This is a genomic window from Providencia sp. PROV156, from assembly GCF_028480905.1.
GTDB lineage: Bacteria > Pseudomonadota > Gammaproteobacteria > Enterobacterales > Enterobacteriaceae > Providencia > Providencia hangzhouensis.
Window position 1 is genome coordinate 1 of sequence record NZ_JAMPPE010000031.1, and the last position, 24,711, is coordinate 24,711.

38 protein-coding genes and 1 pseudogene are annotated in these 24,711 nt (G+C 40.8%); 26 read left to right on the forward strand and 13 right to left on the reverse strand.

From position 1 onward, the window contains the following. A pseudogene (locus tag PSF31_RS18445) lies at positions 1-164 on the forward strand (isocitrate/isopropylmalate family dehydrogenase); the annotation flags it as partial. Between the two features lie 122 nt (positions 165-286). Here PSF31_RS18445 and PSF31_RS18450 read toward each other — a convergent pair. The 11 genes from PSF31_RS18450 to PSF31_RS18500 form a co-directional block, all read right to left on the reverse strand. Beyond that, a complete protein-coding gene (locus PSF31_RS18450; protein WP_272683234.1) occupies positions 287-1,420 on the reverse strand; it encodes a phage integrase Arm DNA-binding domain-containing protein in 1,134 nt (377 codons plus the stop codon). Further along, positions 1,395-1,646: an excisionase gene (locus tag PSF31_RS18455; RefSeq protein ID WP_181468559.1), complete on the reverse strand. Its 252-nt coding sequence runs from the start codon at positions 1,644-1,646 to the stop codon at positions 1,395-1,397. Before PSF31_RS18455 ends, PSF31_RS18450 begins: the two co-directional genes overlap by 26 nt. Continuing rightward, positions 1,646-1,852 carry a hypothetical protein gene (locus PSF31_RS18460; RefSeq protein ID WP_129466058.1) on the reverse strand — a complete coding sequence of 69 codons (207 nt, stop codon included), beginning with the start codon at positions 1,850-1,852 and terminating at the stop codon, positions 1,646-1,648. The genes PSF31_RS18455 and PSF31_RS18460 overlap by 1 nt, the downstream gene beginning before the upstream one ends. Before the next feature lie 72 nt (positions 1,853-1,924). Next, positions 1,925-2,098, reverse strand: coding sequence for a hypothetical protein (locus PSF31_RS18465; protein ID WP_219339415.1), 174 nt, complete (start codon positions 2,096-2,098; stop codon positions 1,925-1,927). After that, positions 2,095-2,265 carry a hypothetical protein gene (locus tag PSF31_RS18470; RefSeq protein ID WP_180737767.1) on the reverse strand — a complete coding sequence of 57 codons (171 nt, stop codon included), beginning with the start codon at positions 2,263-2,265 and terminating at the stop codon, positions 2,095-2,097. Before PSF31_RS18470 ends, PSF31_RS18465 begins: the two co-directional genes overlap by 4 nt. Then, entirely contained in the window at positions 2,259-2,861 is a 603-nt protein-coding gene (locus tag PSF31_RS18475) for an HNH endonuclease signature motif containing protein (protein WP_272683235.1), read from the reverse strand. The genes PSF31_RS18470 and PSF31_RS18475 overlap by 7 nt, the downstream gene beginning before the upstream one ends. After that, a complete protein-coding gene (locus PSF31_RS18480) occupies positions 2,858-3,088 on the reverse strand; it encodes a hypothetical protein (protein WP_105881089.1) in 231 nt (76 codons plus the stop codon). The genes PSF31_RS18475 and PSF31_RS18480 overlap by 4 nt, the downstream gene beginning before the upstream one ends. A 25-nt stretch (positions 3,089-3,113) precedes the next feature. Next, entirely contained in the window at positions 3,114-3,293 is a 180-nt protein-coding gene (locus PSF31_RS18485; protein WP_272683236.1) for a hypothetical protein, read from the reverse strand. A gap of 45 nt (positions 3,294-3,338) precedes the next feature. Further along, positions 3,339-3,839 carry a siphovirus Gp157 family protein gene (locus tag PSF31_RS18490; protein ID WP_004912098.1) on the reverse strand — a complete coding sequence of 167 codons (501 nt, stop codon included), beginning with the start codon at positions 3,837-3,839 and terminating at the stop codon, positions 3,339-3,341. After that, complete coding sequence (locus PSF31_RS18495) at positions 3,839-5,878, reverse strand: hypothetical protein (protein ID WP_272683237.1); 2,040 nt, start codon at positions 5,876-5,878, stop codon at positions 3,839-3,841. Before PSF31_RS18495 ends, PSF31_RS18490 begins: the two co-directional genes overlap by 1 nt. Positions 5,879-5,890: 12 nt before the next feature. After that, positions 5,891-6,223: a hypothetical protein gene (locus PSF31_RS18500; RefSeq protein ID WP_272683238.1), complete on the reverse strand. Its 333-nt coding sequence runs from the start codon at positions 6,221-6,223 to the stop codon at positions 5,891-5,893. A gap of 535 nt (positions 6,224-6,758) precedes the next feature. Between PSF31_RS18500 and PSF31_RS18505 the strand changes: the two genes are divergently transcribed. Continuing rightward, the gene (locus tag PSF31_RS18505) at positions 6,759-6,959 is read left to right on the forward strand and encodes a hypothetical protein (protein ID WP_272683239.1); all 201 of its coding nucleotides are present in this window, start codon (positions 6,759-6,761) and stop codon (positions 6,957-6,959) included. 49 nt (positions 6,960-7,008) lie between these two features. Here the strand turns inward: PSF31_RS18505 and PSF31_RS18510 are convergent, their stop codons facing one another. Further along, positions 7,009-7,683 carry an XRE family transcriptional regulator gene (locus tag PSF31_RS18510; RefSeq protein ID WP_272683240.1) on the reverse strand — a complete coding sequence of 225 codons (675 nt, stop codon included), beginning with the start codon at positions 7,681-7,683 and terminating at the stop codon, positions 7,009-7,011. A 101-nt stretch (positions 7,684-7,784) separates the two neighbouring features. On the opposite strand from PSF31_RS18510, the gene PSF31_RS18515 reads away from it, so the two are divergent. The 18 genes from PSF31_RS18515 (at position 7,785) to PSF31_RS18600 (ending at position 17,264) form a co-directional block, all read left to right on the forward strand. Further along, complete coding sequence (locus PSF31_RS18515; RefSeq protein WP_272683241.1) at positions 7,785-7,994, forward strand: helix-turn-helix domain-containing protein; 210 nt, start codon at positions 7,785-7,787, stop codon at positions 7,992-7,994. Between the two features lie 67 nt (positions 7,995-8,061). Continuing rightward, positions 8,062-8,517, forward strand: a complete 456-nt coding sequence (locus PSF31_RS18520; protein WP_004912077.1) for a toxin YdaT family protein — start codon at positions 8,062-8,064, stop codon at positions 8,515-8,517. Between the two features lie 17 nt (positions 8,518-8,534). Further along, positions 8,535-8,759, forward strand: coding sequence for a hypothetical protein (locus PSF31_RS18525; RefSeq protein ID WP_272683242.1), 225 nt, complete (start codon positions 8,535-8,537; stop codon positions 8,757-8,759). 1 nt (position 8,760) lies between these two features. Beyond that, positions 8,761-9,573 carry a helix-turn-helix domain-containing protein gene (locus tag PSF31_RS18530; RefSeq protein ID WP_272683243.1) on the forward strand — a complete coding sequence of 271 codons (813 nt, stop codon included), beginning with the start codon at positions 8,761-8,763 and terminating at the stop codon, positions 9,571-9,573. After that, positions 9,566-10,156 carry an ATP-binding protein gene (locus tag PSF31_RS18535; protein WP_272683244.1) on the forward strand — a complete coding sequence of 197 codons (591 nt, stop codon included), beginning with the start codon at positions 9,566-9,568 and terminating at the stop codon, positions 10,154-10,156. The genes PSF31_RS18530 and PSF31_RS18535 overlap by 8 nt, the downstream gene beginning before the upstream one ends. Further along, positions 10,153-11,523 (forward strand): replicative DNA helicase, encoded by a 1,371-nt coding sequence (locus PSF31_RS18540; protein ID WP_272683245.1) that lies wholly within the window; start codon positions 10,153-10,155, stop codon positions 11,521-11,523. Before PSF31_RS18535 ends, PSF31_RS18540 begins: the two co-directional genes overlap by 4 nt. Before the next feature lie 22 nt (positions 11,524-11,545). Then, the gene (locus PSF31_RS18545; protein WP_181468551.1) at positions 11,546-11,719 is read left to right on the forward strand and encodes a palmdelphin; all 174 of its coding nucleotides are present in this window, start codon (positions 11,546-11,548) and stop codon (positions 11,717-11,719) included. A 2-nt stretch (positions 11,720-11,721) separates the two neighbouring features. Next, positions 11,722-11,952 (forward strand): hypothetical protein, encoded by a 231-nt coding sequence (locus PSF31_RS18550; protein WP_272683246.1) that lies wholly within the window; start codon positions 11,722-11,724, stop codon positions 11,950-11,952. Between the two features lie 113 nt (positions 11,953-12,065). Further along, positions 12,066-12,236: a hypothetical protein gene (locus tag PSF31_RS18555; protein WP_165119672.1), complete on the forward strand. Its 171-nt coding sequence runs from the start codon at positions 12,066-12,068 to the stop codon at positions 12,234-12,236. Between the two features lie 27 nt (positions 12,237-12,263). Further along, positions 12,264-12,602, forward strand: coding sequence for a hypothetical protein (locus PSF31_RS18560; RefSeq protein WP_272683247.1), 339 nt, complete (start codon positions 12,264-12,266; stop codon positions 12,600-12,602). Between the two features lie 76 nt (positions 12,603-12,678). Beyond that, a complete protein-coding gene (locus tag PSF31_RS18565) occupies positions 12,679-13,272 on the forward strand; it encodes a DUF1367 family protein (RefSeq protein WP_196718782.1) in 594 nt (197 codons plus the stop codon). Positions 13,273-13,283: 11 nt separating this feature from the next. Then, positions 13,284-13,598, forward strand: a complete 315-nt coding sequence (locus PSF31_RS18570; protein WP_272683248.1) for a Ref family recombination enhancement nuclease — start codon at positions 13,284-13,286, stop codon at positions 13,596-13,598. Next, positions 13,586-14,119, forward strand: coding sequence for an antiterminator Q family protein (locus PSF31_RS18575; RefSeq protein ID WP_272683249.1), 534 nt, complete (start codon positions 13,586-13,588; stop codon positions 14,117-14,119). The genes PSF31_RS18570 and PSF31_RS18575 overlap by 13 nt, the downstream gene beginning before the upstream one ends. A gap of 238 nt (positions 14,120-14,357) precedes the next feature. Then, positions 14,358-15,245, forward strand: a complete 888-nt coding sequence (locus PSF31_RS18580) for a hypothetical protein (protein WP_272683250.1) — start codon at positions 14,358-14,360, stop codon at positions 15,243-15,245. Between the two features lie 248 nt (positions 15,246-15,493). Next, complete coding sequence (locus PSF31_RS18585) at positions 15,494-15,883, forward strand: hypothetical protein (RefSeq protein ID WP_272683251.1); 390 nt, start codon at positions 15,494-15,496, stop codon at positions 15,881-15,883. Positions 15,884-15,984: 101 nt separating this feature from the next. Next, on the forward strand, positions 15,985-16,341 hold the full coding sequence (locus PSF31_RS18590) for a phage holin, lambda family (RefSeq protein ID WP_272683252.1): 357 nt from the start codon (positions 15,985-15,987) through the stop codon (positions 16,339-16,341). Then, positions 16,341-16,733, forward strand: a complete 393-nt coding sequence (locus PSF31_RS18595; RefSeq protein WP_272683253.1) for a M15 family metallopeptidase — start codon at positions 16,341-16,343, stop codon at positions 16,731-16,733. The genes PSF31_RS18590 and PSF31_RS18595 overlap by 1 nt, the downstream gene beginning before the upstream one ends. A gap of 18 nt (positions 16,734-16,751) precedes the next feature. After that, positions 16,752-17,264, forward strand: coding sequence for a hypothetical protein (locus PSF31_RS18600; protein WP_272683254.1), 513 nt, complete (start codon positions 16,752-16,754; stop codon positions 17,262-17,264). A gap of 89 nt (positions 17,265-17,353) precedes the next feature. On the opposite strand, the gene PSF31_RS18605 is transcribed toward PSF31_RS18600, so the two are convergent. Then, positions 17,354-17,692 (reverse strand): hypothetical protein, encoded by a 339-nt coding sequence (locus PSF31_RS18605; protein ID WP_272683255.1) that lies wholly within the window; start codon positions 17,690-17,692, stop codon positions 17,354-17,356. 198 nt (positions 17,693-17,890) lie between these two features. On the opposite strand from PSF31_RS18605, the gene PSF31_RS18610 reads away from it, so the two are divergent. The 6 genes from PSF31_RS18610 to PSF31_RS18635 all read left to right on the forward strand — a co-directional run bounded on the left by PSF31_RS18610 (position 17,891) and on the right by PSF31_RS18635 (position 24,706). Next, entirely contained in the window at positions 17,891-18,901 is a 1,011-nt protein-coding gene (locus PSF31_RS18610; protein ID WP_272683256.1) for a terminase small subunit, read from the forward strand. Positions 18,902-19,107: 206 nt separating this feature from the next. Further along, positions 19,108-20,721, forward strand: coding sequence for a TerL protein (locus PSF31_RS18615; protein WP_272683257.1), 1,614 nt, complete (start codon positions 19,108-19,110; stop codon positions 20,719-20,721). Then, a complete protein-coding gene (locus PSF31_RS18620) occupies positions 20,722-22,251 on the forward strand; it encodes a DUF1073 domain-containing protein (RefSeq protein ID WP_272683258.1) in 1,530 nt (509 codons plus the stop codon). Further along, positions 22,220-23,014 (forward strand): phage head morphogenesis protein, encoded by a 795-nt coding sequence (locus PSF31_RS18625; protein WP_272683259.1) that lies wholly within the window; start codon positions 22,220-22,222, stop codon positions 23,012-23,014. Before PSF31_RS18620 ends, PSF31_RS18625 begins: the two co-directional genes overlap by 32 nt. A 12-nt stretch (positions 23,015-23,026) precedes the next feature. Continuing rightward, positions 23,027-24,211 (forward strand): DUF2213 domain-containing protein, encoded by a 1,185-nt coding sequence (locus PSF31_RS18630; protein ID WP_272683260.1) that lies wholly within the window; start codon positions 23,027-23,029, stop codon positions 24,209-24,211. Between the two features lie 9 nt (positions 24,212-24,220). Further along, positions 24,221-24,706 (forward strand): structural cement protein Gp24, encoded by a 486-nt coding sequence (locus PSF31_RS18635; RefSeq protein WP_272683261.1) that lies wholly within the window; start codon positions 24,221-24,223, stop codon positions 24,704-24,706. The last annotated feature ends 5 nt before the right edge of the window (positions 24,707-24,711 follow it).

A 24,711-nucleotide genomic window follows, 5' to 3' on the forward strand; every position in this document is an offset into this window, starting at 1 on the left:
TGCTGCGCCATATGGGTTGGACTGAAGCGGCTGACTTAATCGTTAAAGGTATGGAAGGCGCAATCGCGGCTAAGACTGTAACTTACGATTTCGAACGTCAGTTAGAAGGCGCTAAATTATTGAAATGTAGCGAATTCGGCGATGCAATGATTAAACACATGTAATTTATTACGTGGTGTGATTAATAACGGGAGCCTAAAAACTCCCGTTTATTTTTTGTTCAATTAAAATCTTCCCCAAAACTCCCCCAAAATCCCTCCCCAAAACGGTTCAAAAAATAGGCTATTCAGATCGCGATAATTTGCCATTCTTTACCTCGGTCATCATTATATTTATCAGTCATTTTCTGTGACTTATGGCCAAGAAGTTTCTGAGTATTGATGCCTTGTTCTCGATAGAGTCTTTCCGATAAAGAACGTTGTTCATGAAATGAAGGTGCTGATCTTTCTGGCCATGTTAACCCGCATTTATCCCTCGCTTTTTTAAAGGTTGTGGTTAATGTGTTTGCTGTAACTTGTTCACCTCGCTGTGCTTGAGAGGTCGTATGGCGATAGTGCACGAGGTATTGACTAAGAACGGCATCACGACATTTTGAAATGACTTGTTTAAGTGTCATATCAATCGCGTCACACTTAATCGACAGAGGAATGGCTAATTTAGAACCAGTCTTTTCCTGCTCTATATGCAACATATCATCCCAAATATCTGAAAATTTCATTTTGGCTATATCACCGATACGCTGACCAGTGACAACAGCCAGCAACATACCACACTGTAAGTAAGGTGGGTGATTTTCAGCTTGTTCATAAATAACCTTCCATTCTTCGAACGTTAGGCGTTCACGTTTAACTCTATTACGCGGCTGTTTTGTTGCTAGTGCAGGGTTATAACCAGGAGGAACGTGGCCTGCATGTTGCGCTTCCTTAAATACGTCGATTAAAACCATACGTACTACTTGAGCCATTCGATCATGGCCTAATGCTTTAACTGAATCAGTTATTTTTGCTATTTCTAACGCGGTGATGTCTTTTAGTGAAAATAACCCGCAATGTTGTTTAAACAAATTAACAGGCTTAATTTTTTGCTTGTATGAATTAAGCTTTAATTCGCCGAGGTCAACGCGCTCTTGTTGTATTTCTAAGTATTTATCTACCCAATTAGAAACGCTGATCCCTACTTTTTTATTTTTGATATTTGATAGGCGATCATTAATGCTTAAAATTTGTTTTGTTTGTTGTTCTGCAATAATTGTGTTTGCCTGTGATGCAACAAGAGCTGCTTCATCGGCATCCGTACCGAGGCTGTGAAATACGCCAGTTAAAGGGTGTTTGTACTGCCAGTATGTTTTTCCATTTCGCTTATCTAATTTTCGGTATAGATTTGGAATGGTGATTTTATGAGAACGTGGTCTTGCTGCCATCTGATAAAATCCTTATTAATTTTTCATTTGCCTGTGTTGGTAATTGAGGTTTAGAAACTAAACCTACGTACCTTGAATCACGATCAATCATCCAACGTTTTCCAACCTTTAAAGCAGGAGGGATCATCATGTTGGCTTTGGCGTATTTAATCAAGACTTGCTGGGTTGGGGCACTATCGCCAAATTCTAATTGCGCCCATGCCTCTAGCTTAATCATTCGAGACATCATAGCCTCCTGTGATATTTTTTCTCATCCTGGTCTTGCCTCATCATAGATAAAATAATTTTATCTGCAGTATCACAAGCATGTTTTATTTCAGCTTCAGTGCATGGTCTATTTTTTACACTTGCAGCTAACTTGCCTAACTTAATATCAAACTCAGTTAATAATTTATCCTCAGGTACCCAAGGGGTTAATTGTGGTTCTTTCATGGTGGTTACTCATTGGTTTTGAATAAACCACCATGCTAATAATAAATATAAAATAAAACTGATTATGCTTAATCAATTATTGGCTCGAATAATTGTATCAACTGGGTAACACTCAGACAGAATACCTTGTTGGGTTAGAGTGTCTTTATCAATCAAACAGTTTTGCTCATCGGGGTATGTATAGCCGTATGGTTTATACAAACAGTCCGCACCGCTGCAAATTAACAGGAACAAGGCATAAATCATGATACTTTCCCTTTAGGCTGAGATTCTTTTACTGGTTCAATTTTGATGTTTTTGGGTAAGTCATAAACGACATAGCAGCGGTCACTTGTTGTTATAAAGCCTACAGAACCATCAGGCATAGTTAATTTAATAGTCGGTCGTTGGTTACTATGAAAATGTCTTAGCATTGGTCTTGCCTCTGTTTGGTCTTTCTAGTTCGGCTAGAAATAGCTAATTTAATTCTGGCCAATTGAACAGTAGTTTGTTTATATTCCGCAGTAGCTCCTGAATAATGTCGATTAATAATTGCATGCTCTTTCATTGTGATAATCATTAAATTTTCAATATCACAATTTTGCTTATCATCATCAATGAATTTAATAACATGATCTTTGGGTACGGGGCCGTTATGTTTTTCCCATATTAGCCGGTGTTTTAACTCCCATTTATTTGGCTCGGCAATTTTTACTTTTATATAGCCATCTTTAGTTAGCGCCTCAGCCCCGATCTGTTGATGATTATGTGGTTTGTGTCCTTTTTGAAAAGAGCCGCTATTTCCAGAAATTAGCCCCTTTTTACCTTTGTTAAAAGGAACATTACCCTTAGAAAACTTACCAGAACGGCCAACACTGAGACCTAACCTTTTTCGAAAGCCATTAATTGCTTCGCGCGAACGTTCAGCTTTAAATTCGCAATTAAAAGCGTCCGTGAGGTGGTCTAGGCGTAACATATAGTTTTTTTTCATCCAAGAAGCCATCGGTACTGTATAAATGAATCTAGTCATTCATTGACCTCCAAATACTTAGGTGCTGTTCTTATTTCGTTATCGCCAAGCATCCTCTTAACAGTAATAGCCAATTTCCCATTCTCTACAATTGATGATGCAATATCAGATACTGCTTTAGCTCGATTGATTTCTTCTTTAAGGTCATCACCTTTTAGATCTTCATCTGATAATCGTTCTAACTGTGCAAATAAATGATTATGTAAATCTTCTAAATTATTTTTCATAATTAATCGCCCGTGACATGTCGCACTAGTGAATAACGGATATTGATGTTGGGTAACCAAGTTGCAGTAAGACTGCTTTTTTAACCATAGATAACGTTTTTTCTTCTTGGCTGGTGGTGTGTTCGGTTGTATCAACAGACCACTCAACGCTACATTTATTGTTAGTTTCATCGTGAGTAATGATGACTTCTAATTTCATGGCCATAAAAATATCTCCTGATAATGCGCCCATTACTGGGCGCTATAGTTATTAACGAACCATTAATGAACGGTCACCAATTTCTAAGTGAGCACCAGGCACTTCAACGCCGTTTTCAATTGCTTCTTTAATGCGTTTTTTATCAGGTGCAGTAATAGTTTGAACATCAACTAATTCGTTAGGGAGAGCATCTTCGTTATCAATAATGACCCGAACCACGCCAGCACGAGCTGTGAATGTATTTTTCGTGGTTTTAAGTTTATCCAAGCCCGATGTTAATAAACAATCTAATGCGTATTTTTTCAGGTTTTTAACTTGGTTTTCGAATGATTTTTTACGGTCAGCCAAGCGTTTAGATTCTTCATCTAACGTTTTTGCTTGTCCTTCCAAATTACGAGCGTAAAGCATGATTGCATCAAGTTTATCGCCTAGCTCACCTTCAATGCCCTCTAGTGTGTCGGCGATATCTTCAGCGGTAAATTCTCCATTTTCGACGAGTAATTGTAATTTGCTGTAGTCAGCAGCCATTGCAATAGCAGTTGTCTTGGTCATTAGATTGCCTCTTCTTTTTGTTTCAGTTGGTCTAAACACTCATTTTCAATTTCTTTTAATCGACGCAGACGGCCGTTTAAATACTTTTCATATTCACTGTCGCCACGTTCTTTGGCTAATTTTGCATGCGTTGCAATTTCACGGGTAAGGGTTGATGCGATACCGCGCAATTCATTCTGTGTAACAGCGCTGCGCATGGTTTCGGTGTGCTTAGTGAATTTCTCATCTAGCTCTTTACGAATGCGTGTCACATCTTCAGCACTATCTGTTGCGGCTTTAATTTCATACTCAAGTTTATTGCTGGCAACATATTCAGGGTTATCATGCATTCCCATGAACACATCAGAACTAAAGCCAAGCATAGATAAGGCTTTTTTGATTGCATCAGTGAGAGATTTTTTAATAGCTTCACCGTCAACTTTCATTCCATAGTTAGTTTGGTACCGATAAGGTGTTGCGCCATAGCTTTCGAATTCGCCACGAGTTTCACACTCAATGATGTACCAAAAGCGAATCTTGATTGAATGGTTTTGTTCACAGAATAATGAGCCATCACCATCACGCAAAAAGCGAGTGGCAACCTGTTTGTTTTGTTCATTTAGGACTGGCTCAATAAGTGGTTTACCATCGATAAACTTTTCTTCGAGTACTTCATAGCCCCAGCCTTCACCTATTGGGCCGAATATTTCAGTGGCACGCATGAACATGTAATTACTGTTTATGCTAGTACCAGCGAATCCCATACCTTCTAAAGGCTTGGTAAAACGTGCGTCAGTGCGTTGTACACGTTTCCAGATGCTGAGATTATCACTATCGCCTTTATTAAGAACTTCATCTAATACAGAGGCGCGGTGTTGGAAATCATCTTGTTGAACATTGGCAATCTCAACTACCGGCTCAACTGGATGGTTAACAACAGGCGCTTGAGCTTGTTCGGTTTCTACAACAACTTCCTTCACTGGCTCTTTTTCTGTTTTAGCCGGCGAATCTTTTTTCTTACTCGTGCGTTTTTGTTTTTCTGGTTTAACGGGGTCAGCTTCTTCTTTTGTTGTTTCATCATTAGCTGGCTTAGCATCTAAATTATCAACAGCAAAACGACCACTACCGAGTGAGGTTACTTTAGGGCTATTGGTACCAAGTTTTGAATCAATAAACGCTTTACGGGCATTAGCATCATCAAATAGCTCTGGTTTCTCTCTTGCTTCGGTCACTAGTGCAAATATGTTTTCACGGGGGATATCTAGAACGCTAGGGAATGTGCGTAAATCCATTGATAAGCGTTTCCATGCTTTTTCATCACTGCTAATTAGCTCTTTAGCTTTGCGGATATCAGCGCTACGGATTGCATCAAAATCTACACCACCAATTAACGCAAGGGCGATTTCGGTATCAAGCATTGCGTAATCACGCTTTAGTATTGGTTCTTCTGGTGTCGTTTCTATTTCAATAGTTTCGACTTTTGGCTCATCCTTCAACCAACTCTCACCGAGTGCGGTAGCTTCTTCGACGGTGACATTATCATCAGCATACTCATAAACTGCCTGCGCAATTTCCATTGTTTCATCGGCATCCATTAATGAAACTTTGGTGATTTCAGCAAGGCCCGTAGCGATGTGTCGAATTTTTGGCGCTTCTTCACTTTCATTGAGATATTTCAATGTCGACGTGTATTCTTTATCAGTAATTTGAGTTTTACCGAACATCAGTAAAGCAGCTACGCGAGGTTTAGTTGCAAGCTTTTTAAATTCTTTATATTTAATGGGGTGCCATTTTTCACCGTCAAATTCATTTTCAACAGCAAATTTTTCATCGAATTGATCGAGTGCAGGGCGGGGGGAGCCTACGGCGTCTTCACAAATGATTGGTTCATCAACGTTGAAGCTATCCATCGAATCAGGAAAAACCTCAGATAGCTTAATCATTGCAGTTGCAGCAGCAATTTTAGCATTTGCAGCATTGAGAGCTATTGTTAACGGTACTGCACCGTTGTTAGTGCGAGCCTCGGTCGTAGGCTCAAATACACAGATAAAAGTTGTCATTGGTCTTGCCTCTTAATAAGGGATTTGTTTGTCAGTTTTAGAAATGGGTTTGCCTTCTAAGCACAGCAGCATTTGGATCTGGTCTTCCAATAAACTTGATTGAACTTGTGCGTCAGCAATAATTTTGTTTTGCTCAGCTTTGAGTGCGTCAATTTCTAACTGAACAAGTTCTGCATTGGTTGGTTCTGTAAAAGGAATTTCTATAACGTGTTCAGCAATAACAAAGCCAAAACCTGACTTCACATCAGATTTAAATGCGTATGTATTATATTGATAAGAACCGTCAAATTGCTTTTGTGCGTGGATATACAGAGTAACGCTTAGGGTTTTAGGTTGTGCTTTCATAGCAGCTCCTTTAAAATAGTGGTGATCAGTGATTTATCATTGGTCTTGCCTCTTCTAGCGTTTGGTCGCGCTAGTAGAACTCTCGGTTAGCTTTGGTCGGCGACCCGAGGTAAAGGAACCCACTTCGGTGGGTTTTTTTACGTCTATAATTTGTTACCCGTCTTTCCGAGCTGTCAGGTCTTGCCTCGAGCGTTGGTCAAAAAGTTTCCCTGGTACTGCTAAAAATTGCCGTTATACCTCGGTAATCACATGAGGGTGACGGTTCCCCTACGACATAACAGCAAACTAAATTTGGTTTGAACACCTATCAAAACACTTACTGTATTTGTTTTGATGCATGCAATGATATGCATTAAGCGCATATGCGTCAAGCGCATATTTGCGTATAAGGCATAATAAATGAGAGATTCATTAGTATCGATATGATTTTCATATAAAAATATTTTCCTTTTAAACGGCTAATATTGTATTTTTACTATTAATTGAACAAAAACTAATCTTAAATAACCAACGAAAAATGTAATCGGAGAAGTGTATGAACTTGGATGAAGAGAGAATAAGGCATGTAGTATCTGAAATAGGTCAGGCAACTATTAAGCTATTAATGAATAGTGAGACTATAAATAAAGAAATGTTAATTGATGAGCTAGAGCGATATAGAAAAGAAGTGACCAACACCTTGCATAAAGGTGCTTTGCGTGATGCGGCTCAGGTAATTAGGGGAATCAAACCATAATGGATAAAATAAAGCCCTCGGTACTATATGCACGGAGGGCGGAAACATCTTACTTCACTAGAGGGGGAACAAGGCTCAACGGTTGTTCTCTATCACATTTGTCTATATATTTTGTAGGCTTAACTATGGCTGAAACATAGTGCATTTTATCTATCAAACTAGGGTCTAGTGTTATTGGTTTATGTGCATTATTAATGCTAGTGAATTGATAGTCACCGTCTCTTGTTTTATTGAAAATTTTGATCATGTTATGACCTTCGGTGGTTCGAACAAATACTTCATCACCAGCTCTGACATTTGTATTCGGCTCAACAACGACATATTCACCAGATTGTATTCTTGGCCACATGCTATCGCCTTTGACTTTCAGCCCATAAGCTTCTTTATCATCGCTGTATATCTTCAACCAGCCATTATGGGATTCAATCATATCTACAGCACCATCAACACCAAGAAACGCCTCACCTATAACTTGAACCATCCCTGACGGAATTTTACCAATATATTCAATATCATCTGACTTAATTGGAGTTTCAGAAAAAAGGTCTGAAACAGTAACGCCTAATGCTGTTGCAATTTTTATTAAGGTGCTTTCGCTATATCCTTGAACATTTCTTTCAAGCCGAGAGATATTGCCCACATCGCTATTAACTGCAGTGGCTAAATCAAGGATTGTCATCCCTTTGCTTTTGCGAATTTCTCTGATCTTTGTTCCGATTTTCATTCTGTTATTCAACTTTATTTATGCGTATCACACAAAGCGTATTGCGCATATTTGATTGTGTGATAATATGCGTAATACGCATTAAAAATTAAGGAGCGTTTATGCAAACACCATTAAGAAGAATTCGCATTGAAAAGCAGCTGACTATTTCTGAGGTTGCAAATGCAATTAATTGCGACGTTGGAAATTTAAGTCGATTAGAACGAGGTACCCAAGCTGCTTCATTAGAATTGGCGGAAAAACTTGTAAAATTTTACGGCGAAAAAATCACAGAAATGCAAATTCTATATCCTAAACGGTACATGAAATGACATTACCAAATAACGATTTTAAAAACTGATTCTTAATAATCAATTTTGCGACAGGAGACGCGAGTAGATGAATTTTGATATCGATATTGTCCGATCCGAAATTGAGGACTGGGCGGCGGAGCAAGGTCAAGAGCATGTAGCTATTGAAGTTAGCCGTGCTTATTTACGCATTGTAAAAAACAGGTCACAAGGGCGTTTGCATGTGATTGAAGACGAATCGGGTAGGGCTGATTGGAAAGCTATTAATAATAACCGGCAACAGATATTTCGTTGGTTGCGTGGTGATTCCCCAGCATCTATCAGAAAAATAGCTGAGTTAATGCCGGCAATAGAAATTGCATTACCGGCTTCACGACTCGCCCGGGTTCGAGGTGATACGAAAAATTACTTAGCTTCAATTGCAATACAGCGATTTGCCGAGGCAATTAGCGAGATTTTATTAGAGGGTCGTGACATGTCACACCATATTAATAATGCAGTCATTGCGTTAAATGCGATACCACGCCAGACCAGCGTACATTAATTCAAGAGGCAAGACCAATGCTAAGAACAATTGAGAAGATAACCTATCGCAATGGTTTTTTGTTGAACGGAGAACCAGCGGATAGAGAGAAAATCGAAGACGTTTTCGAAGGTAGAAGAGCAGCTGCGCTAAGCGTTTGGGAGCAGTATGAAGAACAAAAACAAAAGCTGCTTTCAAAGAAACTCACGCCGGAACAGTACCAGAACGCCTGCCGTGATATAGCTAAAGCACTGGGGGTATGAAATGAGTATGACATTAATGGCTAAAGCCATGTCAATTCGGGTGGGGAATCCATTGCGAAAACTGGTACTTATCAAACTAGCTGATAATGCGAATGATAAAGGGGAATGTTGGCCTTCTTATCAACATATCGCTGATCATTGCGAATGTAGTAAAAGTGCAGTACGTAGTCATATTGAGGCTTTAATCGACATGGGTTTCTTGGTAAAAGAAAATCGATTAGGGGTTAATAATGGTAAAGGTAATACATCAAATATTTACTATTTAGATTTAACTACCCCTGTGTCATCAGAAAGCATAGCCCCTATGCCGCCAAAAAACATAGCTATATCAGGTGGTGATAGCCCTATGCCACCAAAAAGCATAGCTATGCCGTCAGATGACAGACCCCCTATGCCGTCAGATGGCACCAGAACCAGTCACTCTTTTGAACCAGTCAATGAACCTATCATTGAACCTAGTAAATCCCCCCTTACCCCCAAAGTGGAGAAGGGAGATAAAAAAGTAAAATTCGATCCATTGCCAGCTAAACCAGAAAATGTGAGCGAGGAAGTTTGGCAAGATTGGATTAATTTCCGAAAAGAAATCAGGAAACCGCTGACAGAAACCACCTGTAAACAACTGGCTAAAAAACTGGCGGGCTGTAGCGATGCTGATGCAGTGTTGTGTAATTCAATCGCTAATGGTTGGCAGGGTGTATTTCCGGAACGTATTGGAACACCTCCAAAAAAATTAAATTCGCATGTTGGGTTTGCGGATAAACAATACGGCACTCAAGAAATACCTCACTGGCTAACAGGGGGTAAAAATGCCTGAACAAAATTTATTATCTAGCGTGAATATACCCCCGCGTTTTGCTAATGAAACTTTCGAAACATTCAAAGCGACTACGCAGCCGGCTAAACATAATCTCACAGTCTGTCAGCAGTATGTGAATACGTGGGAAGACCGAAAGAATGCGGGTGAGGGGCTTATATTTTGTGGAATACCGGGAACAGGGAAAACACACCTTGCAGTGTCAATCGCTCGTGAGATCGCTGAAGATTTACAAGAATCAGTATTTATCACAACCGCAGCACGCATCATCCGGGCATTTCGTAGAACGTGGTCAGGAAATTCAGAATTTAGTGAACTAGATGTACTAGCGAAATATTGTGATCCTGATTTGTTGATTATCGATGAAATTGGTGTGCAGTACGGTACCGACTCGGAACGCAATATTTTATTTGAAGTGATTAATGATCGTTACGAGTATTTATTACCCACTATTTTAGTTAGCAATTTACCTCTGAATGAACTGGAAGAAATGCTAGGTGAACGTGTTGTAGACCGATTATTACAGGGGGGCACAGTGTTAACGTTCAACTGGCCAACCTATCGCAGAGGTAATCATTCATGATGGATGAACGTGATTTAGAAGGCGCGGTAATCAGTGGTTTTCTTGCTGGAGGGGCTTCTCAAGATGCTTATGAGGTATTGGCCACATTACCTGAAGAAGCATTTAGCTCTGGTTATTACCAACGTGTTTACAAAGAGATTAAAAAACAAGCGTTAAGTAGTTCGCTGATAGATCCTTTTTTTATTGCTGATGCATTAGGTGACAAAGGTGATTTAGCCAACCTGCTAGAGCTGGCCAACTCACCTGTTTGGAAAGCAAATTTAAAAGGGTATGCAGAGAAAGTTCATAGTTACTTTCGTGTGCGTCAAGTGTTGCAGCTCATGAGTAAGTATCAAGGCGCTATTGCGGGGGCGGGTAATCATGAGCAAGCAGAGGAGCTTATAAGCCAGTTTGCAAATCAAGTGGGGCTACTTACCGCAGGTAGCCAAAACCTGTTACCCGTTCATCTAAATACACTCATTGAGGGATATGTCGAAGTCCTCGAGCGCAGAAATTTAGGTGAAGATATCAGCGGTGTGATCAAAACAGGCATAGAGGCCTTAGATGATAAAATCGGGGGTTTTAACCCAACTGATTTGGTATTTATCGGCGGTAGACCAGGAATGGGTAAAACTGAATTAGCGCTAACCATGATAGAGGGAATGACTCGTGATGGCGGTGGGGCATTGTTGTTTTCCATGGAAATGGCTAATCAGCAAATTGCTGAGCGCATGATCGCTGGCTCATCTCAATTATCAGTATCAACATTGAGAAAAGCGCAATTACATGATGAAGATTGGGCGCGGTTAAGTTCAGGTCTAGCACATTTAATGGATCGGGATATTCACATCATTGATGCGAACAATTTAACGGTTGAGCAAATATGCGCAATTAGCGAAAACCATAAACGACAATATCCCAATTTGAAAGGGGTTTTTGTTGATTACTTAGGTTTAATTAAAAAGCCAAAAGCAGAGCGTAACGACCTTGCGATAGCGGCAATTTCTGCGGGGCTAAAAGGGTTAGCCAAGCGACTACACACACCAACAATCGCACTAAGCCAGCTCTCACGTGATGTTGATAAACGTCCATTAAACCAACGTAGACCAGTCGCAGCTGACTTACGAGACTCAGGAAGTTTAGAGCAAGACGCAGATTATATTTTATTTACTTATCGTGATGTTGTTTATAACCCCAATAGCCCTGCTAAAAATTATGCAGAAGTTATTGTAGATAAAAACCGTCACGGTGAAACAGGTACTATTTACCAAGAATTCAAGAAAGGCCACTACATGCCAACCGACCAAATCACAGCGGCTGAAGTGTCCAGAATGCAACAACAATCGCAAAGCACTAAATCAAGGCGCTATGCGGAAAAAGCGTTTTAAAAGACCAAAAGAGGCAGACCAAATGACAATCAAAGACCCAATCACCGGCGAGTCACTCGTCCGGAGTAATCACCCCATATTACCCGATGATGGTTTAGACCATTCTCCGTGCCACATTGAACGCTTTAATTCTGCTGCAAGGGCAAGAACTAAAGCACCTTATCAACCAGAGCCGAAACCTCAAAAGCAGAGGTAATTATGTCGGGTAAATATTTACCTGATGGATTACCGCATAACCGTGCTTTATGGCCAGAGGAATATCGCAAACTGGAGCAACTTGATTTATTCGCTAGCCGGCTAATTCGGCAACTGAAAAATCGAAAAATTCATAGGGAACGAATACTGGTTGAAATTGAAAAAGTACCTGAGGTACATCGGGAATTTTTTAGAGATAGGTTAAATCATTGGCGTGAGGTGATGAAGGTATGAAACGCACACACTTGGAAAAAATAAAATCGTTCCCATCATATAACTACAAGCTTTACAACGGATATAAGGCCGTTTAGTCATAAGGTTATTAAATGTAGTTAGTTGGGGTAAAAATGAAAAAATCGGTTTATAAAGCAAGTGGTTTATGGAACCAAACGTCTTTCATAACTCTTTTTGTCGCAACAAGCGAAAAAGATGTACTTTCAACAATAGCATTTTGGGCAAATCTAGGTGGCGCTAGAGTAGATGAGTTATCTATTGAGCGTTATTGCTCAGTGCATTAACCGAGTTGATATGAAGAGGCAAGACCAATGGCAAAAACAGCAGCAGAACGCAAAGCCGAACAGCGTAAGCGTCAAAAGGAATCAGGTGTTACTAAAATAGAGTTATTTCTTGATGAGCAAGAGTTAGAAATGCTTCAAAGAAATTGCGCATTACGTAGACCAGGAAGAGAGCCATATGATGTCGCTGAATATCTCTCAATGTTGATTAGAATTGATGACCGTTCAGTTATATCGTTAATTACAGAACTAAATAAAAGGTGCTGTAAAAAGTGCAATGAACAACTACCGGTGGCTGAGTGTTGCCTCAATGGTAGCTCTGAATGTTGGACTACACAAGGCTGGCATGAATTGAAACTGGTTATATAACCATGCTTGTTATATAATTTACTTATTGGTCTGAACACCCAATCTTAACACTTGCTGTGTCTACTGAGAGAAACGTATGGCACAGCATAGCTTTATCAAAATGTCTAACGATACTCTTGTACCGGCTAATCCCGCTGCGAGAGATTTTTTGCATTCCAAAATCAAGTGTGGTGATGTGCTTTCGGCTGATTTCAAGAAAGCTCGTAACCCACGTTTTCACCGTAAATACTTCGCTTTACTCAATCTAGGGTATGAATACTGGGAACCAACCGGCGGTACCATTTCGCCTGAAGAAAAAGAATTGGTGCGTGGTTACGTCAAATTCCTCGCTCACTACACCGATAACGATGATGCCCTCCAATCTGCTGCAGATGTTTACCTCAATGAGATAGCACAGAAACGCGCTCACAATATATCAGCAACCAAGTCCTTTGATGCCTTTCGCTACTGGGTAGTTGAACAATCTGGCCATTATGAAACATTTGAAATGCCAGACGGTAGCCTACGCCGTGTAGCCAAATCAATCAGCTTTGCCAAAATGGATGACCTAGCCTTTGGCGAACTCTATAAATCAACCCTCGATGTGCTCTGGAACTTCATTCTATTCCGTAAATTTCCCACTCAAGAAGCTGCTGAAAATGCGGCTGCTCAGTTATTAGATTTTACCTAGAGGCAAGACCAATGACCAAAAAATCAAAGACCAAAGAAGATAAACAGTGGCTATCAGATGTAGCCGAACTAGGTTGTATTTGCTGCCGAAATATGGGGTATGGAGCATCGCCAGCGGAAATTCATCATACGCGAGCAGGGCAGGGTATGGCTCAACGAGCTAGCCACAAAGATGTATTGCCGTTATGTCCACCTCATCACCGCGCTAGCTATGATACTGGCTTTCATGCAGCGCCTAAAACATGGCAAAAAATTCACGGTACTGAAACCGAACTACTTGAGCAAACTAAAAGAGAAGTTATGGAGCTGCGCGCATGTCGAGTATAAAAAATATTTCTGACGGATTAGTATTAGATAAAAATCGTGAAATATGGCTTCAAAATTGGCTGTCTCTATTTGGTGCTTGGGTTTACAGCGGGCGACTAGAAAAGAGACAAGGGAGTATGATCGCCCAGTTTATGGCTACAGTAGAACGAAGAAGTTATCCAGACAGGCCGATGTGTAGTGATGATGATGGGTTATTGATAAATAATGTTTTCAGCATCATTTATCATCTTGATATAGAAGCTTTCAAAATGCTGATTAGTCGTTATGTTTACTGTGCGTCAGATCGGGCGATAGCTAAATGCAGGCATGATAATTATGAGCTTAGAGTTATGGCCCGTCGAAATGGGTTACCAAGAGAAAGAAAACCCTCAATGTCTACCTGTCGACGAGAAGTGAAGGAAATATTAAATGCAGCTGAATATTTATTATACCAACCGCTGGTGGATGCATTTAAAAATAGAGAGAAAGAGGCGATATTGAAGCGAAATAGCAAAAACGTGTTGACTTCTTTGAATCAATGAGCCACTATTTCAGGGTAAGTTGCCTTTTTAGTAACTTCACCAACTAACCCAGCCAATGCGCTGGGTTTTTTGTTGAACAAATCTGATGTTTTTTAAATATTTTTATTTGCATCAAAAAAATATTTTATAGAAAAATTCTTTATTGGCTCCACAAAACCAATTTATATTGATTGCTTGAATACAACTACTTTTATAAAATCCATAAAATTTTTTTGTGATTTAACTTAAGGAAGCTGTAATGCAAGAGAGCAATAGCGTAGCTCCATTAGAAATGGAACGATTTAGTATTTCATACGATGCCGATGATGATGAGCTATCTGTTCATAAAATGGATGCATTCTATCTTGGGCAAGCTATCCAGCAAGTTGCTACAATGGTTAAGCAAGCTGGAAAACTCCTCAATGAAGAAGAGCCAGAAGTTAAAGTAACTACTCCTGCAGGGGAGGGGTCCTTCATTGTTGAGTTTGCTGTTTACGCGGCATCACATCCTAGAGAATTACTAACGACGCTGGGGCTTTTAGGTAGTGGAGCTTTGGCAGTTGCTCATCATATTCGCAATAAAAAAGTCATAAACGTTAACACATCTGATGATAGTGATGAAGCCGTGATTACAGTTGAATCAAGGGGGCGAACTGAAGAGGTGCGTTGCGGTAAGGATGAGGCTCTTTTGGCTACAGACTCTATTATTAGAAAAAGCTACAATGAAATTATTACTCAACCATTATCTAATAAAGATGCTCCTGTTTTTAAAGTTGTGGTAGACGGTGTAGATACACTCCGATTAGATGGTAATGAAAATATTGAATTTTCACCATTACCCAGAAAATCAATGACATTTGAGAATACTGAACATATTGATGCCACTATTTCTTTGACTCAAGTAAATTTTACATCCGTTAGTGGATGGAAAATGACCTACCAAGGAGAAGAGCACTCAGTAAAAATGGAGGATGCTGTATTTATGGAGAAGGTTTTAAGTAATCAGCAATCTTTTGAAAAGGGTGATCTATTCAGTGTTAAGCTGAGAATCAAAACAATAGAAAAACCAGATGCAAGGCCTAATATTACTTATGCAATTGAATATGTTTATCGTCATTTAGCCGATGAGAGCAGGCGTATACAATAGGCACATTAAACTATGACAGATAAAATCATTCATATATTTCAAGAGGTTAGTTGGTGGGTGCTGACTGGCATGTGTATGATATTAATTTATACTGTTATCCGATGGATGTTGAACACTTATTTCCCTCATAGATTTGTAGTTATTAATCATTTTCACAATCAAAAGTTGGTCGTTAGCCATAAGATTGATCTAAAAAGTTCAGAACTACTTGTTAATCAATTAAAGAACAATAAGAATGAGGCAGGCAAATGACTGAACGTTCACCTCCTCAAGCTGGCGTCGGTACTGGAACTACGGTGACAACCACTTTAATTGGTGTGTTAACCAGTATGATTCCACTTTTACCTGATAACTTACAAGAATCATCAAGGCAGCTCATTCCTTACATTAGTCCATTTTTAGGATGGGCACTGGTCTGGATTTATAATAGATATGCAGTTCCTCCAGGAATGGCAAGTGTTGAAGGTAAGCTGAAGAGAGATATTAAATATCTAAAAAAATGTTTGAAAGATAAACATTTATCTGATGAAGAGAAAAATTCATTTAAAGATGACTATATTGAGACAAAGAAAAAACTAGCTAGACTTGGGCGTGATTACAGTGATGGAGTTTATGTCAAAGCAGATGAGTCAATATAGCTAAAAAATTAAACCAACCCTCTAAGGCCGCCATTCAACTGAGCGGCCTTTTTTATTTTCATTTATTTCAAATTAATTCGGACACTCCAATGGGGGTGCGTATGCGTATGCCTGATAAAAATTTCGATATCTGGGCGCAAATCTTGCGCTGGGTGCAAATCAACTTGCCTTTTTTAAGTGGTGTAACGCTAGCGACCTTCATTGCATTTGTTCGTGAGCGCCGTGAAGGAAATACCACACGCCAATCATTTGCTGAAGCTGTTCTATGTGGGGCAATAACAGTTGGTGCAATTCGAGCCCTTGAATGGGGACTGTTATATATGGGCTTCTCTGATGGTTGGTCATCACTAGCTGAGTTTTGCGGCGCCATGGTTGGTTTTCTTGGTACTAAAAAGTTAAGTCGGATCATCGATGCCGTATTCATGTTTATTAAAAACAAGTTTGGAGTAAATAAGTAATGTCGAAATATGTATTCAGTAAACGTAGTGAAGAGAACTTGCGCGGTGTTCATCCTGATTTAGTAAAAGTGACTCGTCGGGCGCTCGAATTAACGACCATTGATTTTATGGTTATCGAAGGTAAGCGAACTGAAGCCCGACAACGTCAATTAGTGAAAAATGGCGCTAGCCAGACCATGAATAGCCGGCATTTAACTGGACACGCTGTAGATTGTGCCCCGTTAGTTGATCGCGAAATACCTTGGAATGATTGGTCTAAGTTCAAGTTAGTTGCTGATGCAATGCTTCAAGCAGCCAAAGAGCTAGGTATTGATCTCGAATGGGGTGGTAACTGGAAAAGTTTTAAAGATGGTCCTCATTTCCAGTTAACACATAAATCTTATCCAGCTTAATGCTTATTGGGGTTTGTAATGAAATTCGATAAGTCATTTTGGCTATTTATCATGGTGGTGGGCTTGGGGTGGTGGGTTGTTACTGTTCACGATGATAATAAGCTGCTGAAAAAAGATAATGACAGGCTTCAAGTCGATAATGACAAACAAAGCAAGTTAATTGCTGAGCAGTCCTTTGAATTCAATCGTATAAATCAAATAACGGGTACCGCTTATCGAAACGGCATTGTGTCTAAAGCAGAGTCACAGGAGAAAATCATTGAATACAGAACGATTCTTAAGAAAGAGCCGACTTGTGATCTTATTGTTCCCCAGTCTTTTACTGATGGGGTGCTCGACGACACATACCGTTTACGAGCCAGCACTTTGTCCGGCGATCCCAAGCGAGTTGACGCAACAGGTGTTGGTTTCACTCCCTCCCGACAATTAACTTATTGTCAGGCTATCGAATGGATACCTTATTTATTAGCAGACCTAAAGCAGGCCAATATTCAATTAGATGCACTCGACCAAATAAGGCAACAAAGATAACTTTCTACAAACGTCATTCTCAGAGTGGCGTTGATAGAACCTCCTCTAAATTACTCGAGCGCGACCACATTTAGAGGAGGGGTAAAAAGCTAGATAGTAAACTCGAATGAATTGTCAATTGTCCCAGCAGTAACTACGCAACTGACAGTAATTGCTGATGATGGAATTTCCAATTCATCCATCAAACCCGAAAAAACAGATTTGATAAGTTTTTTGGCATTCTTTTTCCTTTCATCACTATTGCTACCAGAAGGGCTAAACGTTCCAGTGATATTTGTATCTACTTCATCTGATTTAACGATGTCAGAAAAATTTTTGGAATCGTCTTTAAATGCTTGCTCAATACCACTTCTTAAACTAGCGGCTTGATCATTAAAACGTTTGTTTTCAACGTTGACTGTATAAGATAAATGAAAGTAAGTACTCATAAGTTTAAGTTTTCCTTGGTGATATGAAAAATAACAGCCTGAACAGGCTAATTAGTGATAGGTGCATGACTCTCCTAGCACAGTTTTACTTAATTGGGGCTACATGCTAGTAGTTAAAGGTTGATGCGTTAATTTAATTCAAAAATAAGACATAGATCACTATTTTATGTTGTTAGTGGACAGTGGGAGATAAACACGATGGCTAAACCGGATTGGGGGACGCTACAACAACAGTTCCTCGCCGCTCATGCTATATCAGGAATATCCCCGAAAGAGTGGTGCGAAGACCAAGGACTTAATTACGCAACTGCGCGACGATACATTAAAAGGCCAGCTGCGCAATCTGCGCAAAAAACTGCGCAAAAGAAATTGCGCAATGCGCACGATAAAGAATGCGCAAAAGAGCCAGTGCGCAAAAGTGATATACCAACTGCGCAGAGTAGAGAGCAAGATAATGCGCACAATGATGAAAATACCTTTGATGTGCGCAACTACGGGCTTAACGATATGCAAGCACGTTTCGTAACTGAGTACTTAATTGACTTAAACCGAACTGCAGCATACAAAAGAGCCGGCTATAAATGTGAGGGGAATAATGCGTATATCGCAGCATCAATCCTTTATAGAAATTTTAAGGTTTCAAGAGCAATCGCGGACGCGCTAGCAGAACGAGAGCGCAGAACCGAGATAACCCAAGATGCCGTATTAAAAATGTGGTGGGATATTGCGACTGCAGATGTAAATGAGCTAACTGAATATCGCCGGTTATGCTGTCGCCATTGTTGGGGGGTTGGTTTCAATTATCAGTACCGCGATGCGATAGAGTTTGAAGATGCTGTTACTGAGGCTAGGGCTAAAAAGAAAAAGATACCAAATGACAATGGTGGTTACGGTTATGACAATTCGCTTGACCCTAATCCTGACTGCCCTCGCTGTAGTGGTTTTGGTATTGGCCGTGCGCATTTTCACGATACGCGTGACCTAACCGGCTCAGCTCGTCGCTTATTTGCGGGGGTGAAAGAGGGGAAGTTTGGTGTCGAGGTGATTACTCGTAATCAAGATGATGCGCTTAAGATGGTTGCGCAGCATTTAGGGATGGTGAAAACCCGAACTGAATTAACCGGCAAAGATGGCGAACCTATCAAAACCGAAGTTGCAAACATGACTTCTCAAGAAGCCGCAGACGCTTATAAAAAGCTAATGGGTTAATTGTTAAAAATAACCATTTGAGCGAAAAAATAGGCTATGCAAAATCACACCTATTTTATGCATGATTTATTCACTCTAATTTTCACTAATCCAAGTAGATAACTATGATAAATACCCCATTGAGTGACATTTCTATATTGGTGTAATAATCGCAGGGCACATAAGAGCTCTTATGTTAAATAGCCCTCAAATTTAAGAAATTTACTATGCCTATTCCATTTCCATTTGATTTTAAAAATCCTGACTATACGCAGGTGTTTGAATGGCGAATGGAACGATTAACGCGTATTCGCCAAAATCCCGAAGCTATACCAGTGCTCAATGCATATTACAAAGATAATCCAGCCCAATTCATTATTGATTGGGGTATGACTTATGACCCGCGAAACCCTGAGCGCGGTTTACCTTCTTATATTCCATTTCTGCTATTTCCACGACAAGAGGAGTGGGCCGAATGGTTTATGGAACGATGGAAATCACAAGAACCAGGCATTACGGAAAAAACCCGTGATATGGGGATGAGTTGGTTAACTGTAGGCTTGGCTTGCACAGTATGTAATTTTAATCGCGGTATCAGCGTAGGTATCGGTAGCCGTAAAGAAGAGTACGTCGATAAAATTGGCGTGCCTAAATCGTTGTTAGAAAAAGCCCGTATCTTTATGTCTTATCTACCGGCTGAATTTCGTTTCGGTTGGGATAGGACCAAAGATGCACCACACATGAGAATGAAATTCCCTCATACTGATTCAATTATATCAGGAGAGTGTGGTGATGGTATCGGGCGTGGTGACCGTGCCAGTTTTTATATTGTAGATGAAGCTGCTTTCCTTGAGCGACCCACTTTAGTTGATGCGTCATTGTCAGCGACAACCAACTGCCGACAAGATATTTCAACGCCTAATGGTAACGCTAATAGTTTTGCTATCCGTAGGCACAGCGGAAAAATACCCGTATTTACGTTCCATTGGCGTGATGACCCGCGCAAAGATCAGCAGTGGTACGACAAACAAGTCGAATTGCTAGACCCTGTCACGGTAGCTCAAGAGATTGATATTGATTATAACGCTTCGGTTGAAGGGGTGATCATTCCTTCGGCATGGGTTCAGGCTGCAATAGATGCGCACGTTAAATTGGGTATTGAGCCAACGGGTAAACGCACTGGCGCACTTGACGTTGCCGATGAAGGGATAGATAAAAACGCCTTTGCATCGAGAAAAGGCATTCTGGTGGATGTTTGTGAAGAGTGGAGCGGTAAAGGCTCAGATATCTATCAGACTGTCGTCAAAGCTATCAATATTGCCGATGATTATGGCTGCAATGATGTTCTCTATGATGCGGATGGTATTGGCGCTGGTTGTCGTGGTGACTCTAAGCAGATTAATGATGAACGTAAAAAAGCTGGGAAGAATACAGTTGCCTTCAATGCATACAAGGGTAGCGCGGGGGTATTGAACCCTGACAAAGCTATAATGAGAGATGCGAACGGGCGGGAAATCACGAATAAAGATTTCTTCCAAAACTTCAAATCGCAATCATGGTGGCATCTGCGTAATTTATTTTTAAATACCTATCGTGCAGTAAATGGCATGAAGTACGACCCTGATGAAATCATTTCACTATCATCAAAAATGAAAGCGTTAGCAAGGCTAACCTCTGAATTGAGCCAGCCAACCTATTCTAAAAATCAAACAGGTAAGATTGTGGTGGATAAGAAACCTGATGGCGCATTGTCACCAAACTGTGCCGATAGTGTCGTCATTCTCATGTCGCCATCAAGAAAACCTCTGTATATCGACCCATCAGTATTTTCGGAATTCTAAATGAAACTATTCAAATGGAGAAAACGCCTGTCTGAGCGAGAGGCGGCGCTTGCTATTGAGCGGGAAAAAACAAAGCAGCTTGAACTTGAAGCCAGAAAAGCAGATGCGCAAGAACGTTTAATGCAAATGCTGATGATGGAAGAGAAACAGGAAAAACAACCTGTTATCGTTTCCCCTCCTGTAATCCATCCTAGTGTTGTGCCCGAGGGGCAAATAGCCCCCGTTGCAATGGATAGTGATTGCGCGGGTTCTTATGCCTACGTGAATATGGACCCACAATTTTATTCCAGTTTTATTGGGTATCCGACGCTGGCGGTTATGTCACAGTCTAGTGACTATCGTAGCGTGCCTGAAACCACCGCAAAAGAAATGACGCGCGAATGGGGTAAGGTGAAATCACGCAATAATGGTAAAGATAACAAGGATAAAACAGATAAGGTTGCGCTCATCACCTCTGAATTAGAACGCTTTAAAATTTGCGATTTAATGCGTCAGCATATCGAAATTGAAATGATTTTCGGTCGCTCTCAGTTGGCCATTAATATTCGAGGGCAAGAAGATAAGCGTGATTTACCCTTATTACTTAATAGTAAAAGTATTAAACAGGGTGATTTAGAGGGATTCGCGGTCATTGAGCCGATTTGGTCAACACCTAGCACTTATAACTCTACAGACCCAAGCCGTGAAGATTTTTTCAAACCGTCAAAATGGTTTGTGTTGGGTAAAGAGGTTCATAGCGACCGGTTGTTAACTTTAATCATGCGGCCAGTGAGTGATATTTTAAAACCCGCTTATAACTTCTCTGGTATATCGATACTGCAATTGATGAAGCCTTATGTTGAACGCTGGCAACGCACGGCTGATTCTATTAGTGATTTAATTGTTGCCTTTTCTTTAACTGGTTTAGCGACAAGTATGCAAGATGTACTCGAAGGTGGGAGCGCAGTTAATATCGCTACACGAGCTAAATTATTTTCACAAATCCGTGACAACCGAGGGTTGATGTTAACGGACAAGGATAAGGAAGAGTTTTTCCAGTTTAACACCCCGCTATCAGGACTGGACGCGCTACAGCGACAAGCACAAGAGCAAATGGCCGCACCCAGTCATACACCAATGGTTAAGTTACTTGGGATTACGCCCAATGGCCTGAATGCAAACAGTGATGGGGAAATTCGCGTTTACTATGATTACATTTCATCGTTACAAAATGCGCATTTGTTACCGCAAATAAACGCCATTATTAAGCTCATTCAACTTAATTTGTTTGGTGAGGTAGATGAAGGGATTTATTTCGAGTTTACACCGCTTTATCAACTGGATGAGAAAGAGATAGCCGAAGTTAACAGTACAAATGCTGAAACAACGGAAAGGCTCTTTAATATTGGCGCGATTGATGGTGAAGAGGTCAGGCAGTCGTTATCAACAGATGAATCCAGTAAATTTAGTTTTATTGACCCTGACAAAATAATACCGCCGCCATTTGGAGTGCCTGACTATGAAAGTGATCACAAGGAAGAAACCGAGTGATGCGGTCATGCCAGCAATTAGGGCTTCGGTTGTTATTGAGGGTGAATATTATCAAGCCCTAATGCGCATTGTTGAGGATATTCGTAAAGAGCTCGATAACGCCTTGGTGAGTGAATATCACGATAAAGCCAAACGGGAGCTAGCCAATGACGGTATAGCGGATTGGATTGCTCACGTTGCCGATTACTTGCTGGATAAATGGAACAGGAATCTTAACGGTTTAAGCCAAGAAATTGCCAAACAGTTTGTTGATAAAACTGTTGGCAACTATGACACGCGACTAGCTGGATTACTTAGAAAACGAGGTTTTACGGTGAGAATGCAAAACAGCGAACAAACGCTGGATGCATTACGAGCCGTGATGGGTGAAAACATTGGTTTAATTAAATCCATCGGCACTGAGTATTTAAGTAAGGTTCAAATGCACGTTTGGCAATCCGTTGCTGGCGGTTATGACCTTAAAACGTTAACTGATAATCTTGAACATGATTTTCACATTGCCCGAAATCGAGCGGCATTAATCGCCAGTGACCAAACTAATAAGGCTCATGCGGTTATTGAACAGGCTAGGCGTAAAGAGCTTGGTATCAAAAAAGCTATCTGGCTTCACTCACACGCGGGTAAACAGCCTCGACAACCTCACTTAAAAGCTCACGGCAAAGAGTTTGATATCGAGAAGGGTATGTACCTTGATGGTAAGTGGGTATTACCAGGAGAAGAAATCAATTGTAAGTGCGGCAGTAAGGCCATTCTTCCATTCTAAATAGGGGCAGTCATGACCATGACAGAACGCCTCGCTTTTGACAGATCAATGCGTAGTAAAGACGGTAACGGCCACTTAATTGTGGAGCGGACTGTTTTATCTAAAGCAGCGGTAAATCCGTATCGGGGAAAAGAAATCCCCAATTACGAGCACTTAGGGCTAGACCCTGAAAAAATTTACTACCTACTTCGTGATCCTGTCGAACTTGAGCGGGCAGCAAAGACATTTAGCAAAAAGCAGTTACTGATTAAGCACATTCCTGTAGATGCTGATGAACCTGAAATGGAATACACCATCGGCACAACGGGTTCAGATATTGCTTTTGAGGGTGGGCGGCTATACGGCGATTTAAGTGTATGGGATGGCAATGCAATAGCGATCATCGAAGCAAAGAAGATGGAAGAGTTATCTGCAGGTTACGCCTACATCGCTGATATGACATCAGGTGAGTTCAACGGTGAACACTATGATGGTGTCATGCGCAACATTCACGGAAACCACATTGCGTTAGTTTATCGCGGTCGTATCGGGCGTGACGCAATTATTTCAGACCATCAGACAGTCGATTTGGAGACAGAGATGAAATTAAAAAAAGGCGCACTTCCAGTATTGGCTGCGCAAATCAAAAAGGCGTTGGGGATGGATGCGGATATTCCAGAAAACCAACTTCGTGACATTTTAACTGCAGTCAAGTTAGGGATGGATGTTTCACCCGAAGAGCTCGACGGTGCAAAGGATGAGGAGCAAAAAGCTGCGGAGGCAGCAAAAGCCGCTCAAGATGAAGAAGAGGCACAGAAAAAAGCCACTGACGAAGAAGAGGCCGAAAAGAAAGCCAAAGATGAGGAAGAGGCTAAAAAACAGGCTAATGATAATGAAGAAGCCAATAAAAAGGCGATGGATTCAGCACTCACGGCAACAAAAGATGCCACCATTAAACAAATGACGGCGATGTTTGGCGCATTGCGTGACGTTGAACCGCTGGTGGGAGTCATTGCAATGGATGGCTTTACCAGTGCCGATGATGTTTATGCTTACGCGCTTAAACAAAAGGGCATTGCTTGCGATGGCGTTAATGGTGCTGGTTTGGCTCATATGGTCAGAATGGCAAAAGATAATGCAAGTGCAGTCAAGCAACCTAAGTTTGCGATGGATGCGGATACTTTCGCTGAAGATGAACACACAGCACGTTTTAAATAAGGGGAAATCATGAGCGGTTTTCAAACAAAAATGAATAATGACCTGCCGGTGGGTGTGGCGGGTGACTTTGCTTCGCTGAATCCACACTTCACGATGCTGGCGGGTGAAGGTCAATTAAAAGTTGGTGAAAAGGGTGTTGAGGTTGGTTTATTCGCTTGGGCTGACGAAAAAGGCTTAGTGTCGAATATAAAAATGGATGGCGGGCTAATCGGCTTTGTACATCGTAATAACCAAGCCATTATCGATACCTATATGGCAGAAGCCACAATGAAAATCCCAAAAGGTCGTGAAGTAACCTTAATGACCAGTGGCGACTTTCGTGTCGTACTTAAAGAAGGTGGTAAACGTGGCCAGTTTGTTGTTGCTGATGTGGCAACGGGGGAAGCGAAAGCCGTTGATACTATCGATCCCAATGACACCACCGTAGAAGCAACACCATTTCGAGTTGCTAAAACTGTCACTGCGGGTTTAACCACTATGTCCGCGTCTCTGTAAGGAAA

What these genes read in the sequence shown, in the direction of transcription:
- PSF31_RS18450 (WP_272683234.1), bottom strand. Translation starts at nt 1,420, where the DNA reads ATGGCAGCAAGACCACGTTCTCATAAAATCACCATTCCAAATCTATAC.
- PSF31_RS18455 (WP_181468559.1), bottom strand. Translation starts at nt 1,646, where the DNA reads ATGTCTCGAATGATTAAGCTAGAGGCATGGGCGCAATTAGAATTTGGC.
- PSF31_RS18460 (WP_129466058.1), bottom strand. Translation starts at nt 1,852, where the DNA reads ATGAAAGAACCACAATTAACCCCTTGGGTACCTGAGGATAAATTATTA.
- PSF31_RS18465 (WP_219339415.1), bottom strand. Translation starts at nt 2,098, where the DNA reads ATGATTTATGCCTTGTTCCTGTTAATTTGCAGCGGTGCGGACTGTTTG.
- PSF31_RS18470 (WP_180737767.1), bottom strand. Translation starts at nt 2,265, where the DNA reads ATGCTAAGACATTTTCATAGTAACCAACGACCGACTATTAAATTAACT.
- PSF31_RS18475 (WP_272683235.1), bottom strand. Translation starts at nt 2,861, where the DNA reads ATGACTAGATTCATTTATACAGTACCGATGGCTTCTTGGATGAAAAAA.
- PSF31_RS18480 (WP_105881089.1), bottom strand. Translation starts at nt 3,088, where the DNA reads ATGAAAAATAATTTAGAAGATTTACATAATCATTTATTTGCACAGTTA.
- PSF31_RS18485 (WP_272683236.1), bottom strand. Translation starts at nt 3,293, where the DNA reads ATGGCCATGAAATTAGAAGTCATCATTACTCACGATGAAACTAACAAT.
- PSF31_RS18490 (WP_004912098.1), bottom strand. Translation starts at nt 3,839, where the DNA reads ATGACCAAGACAACTGCTATTGCAATGGCTGCTGACTACAGCAAATTA.
- PSF31_RS18495 (WP_272683237.1), bottom strand. Translation starts at nt 5,878, where the DNA reads ATGACAACTTTTATCTGTGTATTTGAGCCTACGACCGAGGCTCGCACT.
- PSF31_RS18500 (WP_272683238.1), bottom strand. Translation starts at nt 6,223, where the DNA reads ATGAAAGCACAACCTAAAACCCTAAGCGTTACTCTGTATATCCACGCA.
- PSF31_RS18505 (WP_272683239.1), top strand. Translation starts at nt 6,759, where the DNA reads ATGAACTTGGATGAAGAGAGAATAAGGCATGTAGTATCTGAAATAGGT.
- PSF31_RS18510 (WP_272683240.1), bottom strand. Translation starts at nt 7,683, where the DNA reads ATGAAAATCGGAACAAAGATCAGAGAAATTCGCAAAAGCAAAGGGATG.
- PSF31_RS18515 (WP_272683241.1), top strand. Translation starts at nt 7,785, where the DNA reads ATGCAAACACCATTAAGAAGAATTCGCATTGAAAAGCAGCTGACTATT.
- PSF31_RS18520 (WP_004912077.1), top strand. Translation starts at nt 8,062, where the DNA reads ATGAATTTTGATATCGATATTGTCCGATCCGAAATTGAGGACTGGGCG.
- PSF31_RS18525 (WP_272683242.1), top strand. Translation starts at nt 8,535, where the DNA reads ATGCTAAGAACAATTGAGAAGATAACCTATCGCAATGGTTTTTTGTTG.
- PSF31_RS18530 (WP_272683243.1), top strand. Translation starts at nt 8,761, where the DNA reads ATGAGTATGACATTAATGGCTAAAGCCATGTCAATTCGGGTGGGGAAT.
- PSF31_RS18535 (WP_272683244.1), top strand. Translation starts at nt 9,566, where the DNA reads ATGCCTGAACAAAATTTATTATCTAGCGTGAATATACCCCCGCGTTTT.
- PSF31_RS18540 (WP_272683245.1), top strand. Translation starts at nt 10,153, where the DNA reads ATGATGGATGAACGTGATTTAGAAGGCGCGGTAATCAGTGGTTTTCTT.
- PSF31_RS18545 (WP_181468551.1), top strand. Translation starts at nt 11,546, where the DNA reads ATGACAATCAAAGACCCAATCACCGGCGAGTCACTCGTCCGGAGTAAT.
- PSF31_RS18550 (WP_272683246.1), top strand. Translation starts at nt 11,722, where the DNA reads ATGTCGGGTAAATATTTACCTGATGGATTACCGCATAACCGTGCTTTA.
- PSF31_RS18555 (WP_165119672.1), top strand. Translation starts at nt 12,066, where the DNA reads ATGAAAAAATCGGTTTATAAAGCAAGTGGTTTATGGAACCAAACGTCT.
- PSF31_RS18560 (WP_272683247.1), top strand. Translation starts at nt 12,264, where the DNA reads ATGGCAAAAACAGCAGCAGAACGCAAAGCCGAACAGCGTAAGCGTCAA.
- PSF31_RS18565 (WP_196718782.1), top strand. Translation starts at nt 12,679, where the DNA reads ATGGCACAGCATAGCTTTATCAAAATGTCTAACGATACTCTTGTACCG.
- PSF31_RS18570 (WP_272683248.1), top strand. Translation starts at nt 13,284, where the DNA reads ATGACCAAAAAATCAAAGACCAAAGAAGATAAACAGTGGCTATCAGAT.
- PSF31_RS18575 (WP_272683249.1), top strand. Translation starts at nt 13,586, where the DNA reads ATGTCGAGTATAAAAAATATTTCTGACGGATTAGTATTAGATAAAAAT.
- PSF31_RS18580 (WP_272683250.1), top strand. Translation starts at nt 14,358, where the DNA reads ATGCAAGAGAGCAATAGCGTAGCTCCATTAGAAATGGAACGATTTAGT.
- PSF31_RS18585 (WP_272683251.1), top strand. Translation starts at nt 15,494, where the DNA reads ATGACTGAACGTTCACCTCCTCAAGCTGGCGTCGGTACTGGAACTACG.
- PSF31_RS18590 (WP_272683252.1), top strand. Translation starts at nt 15,985, where the DNA reads ATGCGTATGCCTGATAAAAATTTCGATATCTGGGCGCAAATCTTGCGC.
- PSF31_RS18595 (WP_272683253.1), top strand. Translation starts at nt 16,341, where the DNA reads ATGTCGAAATATGTATTCAGTAAACGTAGTGAAGAGAACTTGCGCGGT.
- PSF31_RS18600 (WP_272683254.1), top strand. Translation starts at nt 16,752, where the DNA reads ATGAAATTCGATAAGTCATTTTGGCTATTTATCATGGTGGTGGGCTTG.
- PSF31_RS18605 (WP_272683255.1), bottom strand. Translation starts at nt 17,692, where the DNA reads ATGAGTACTTACTTTCATTTATCTTATACAGTCAACGTTGAAAACAAA.
- PSF31_RS18610 (WP_272683256.1), top strand. Translation starts at nt 17,891, where the DNA reads ATGGCTAAACCGGATTGGGGGACGCTACAACAACAGTTCCTCGCCGCT.
- PSF31_RS18615 (WP_272683257.1), top strand. Translation starts at nt 19,108, where the DNA reads ATGCCTATTCCATTTCCATTTGATTTTAAAAATCCTGACTATACGCAG.
- PSF31_RS18620 (WP_272683258.1), top strand. Translation starts at nt 20,722, where the DNA reads ATGAAACTATTCAAATGGAGAAAACGCCTGTCTGAGCGAGAGGCGGCG.
- PSF31_RS18625 (WP_272683259.1), top strand. Translation starts at nt 22,220, where the DNA reads ATGAAAGTGATCACAAGGAAGAAACCGAGTGATGCGGTCATGCCAGCA.
- PSF31_RS18630 (WP_272683260.1), top strand. Translation starts at nt 23,027, where the DNA reads ATGACCATGACAGAACGCCTCGCTTTTGACAGATCAATGCGTAGTAAA.
- PSF31_RS18635 (WP_272683261.1), top strand. Translation starts at nt 24,221, where the DNA reads ATGAGCGGTTTTCAAACAAAAATGAATAATGACCTGCCGGTGGGTGTG.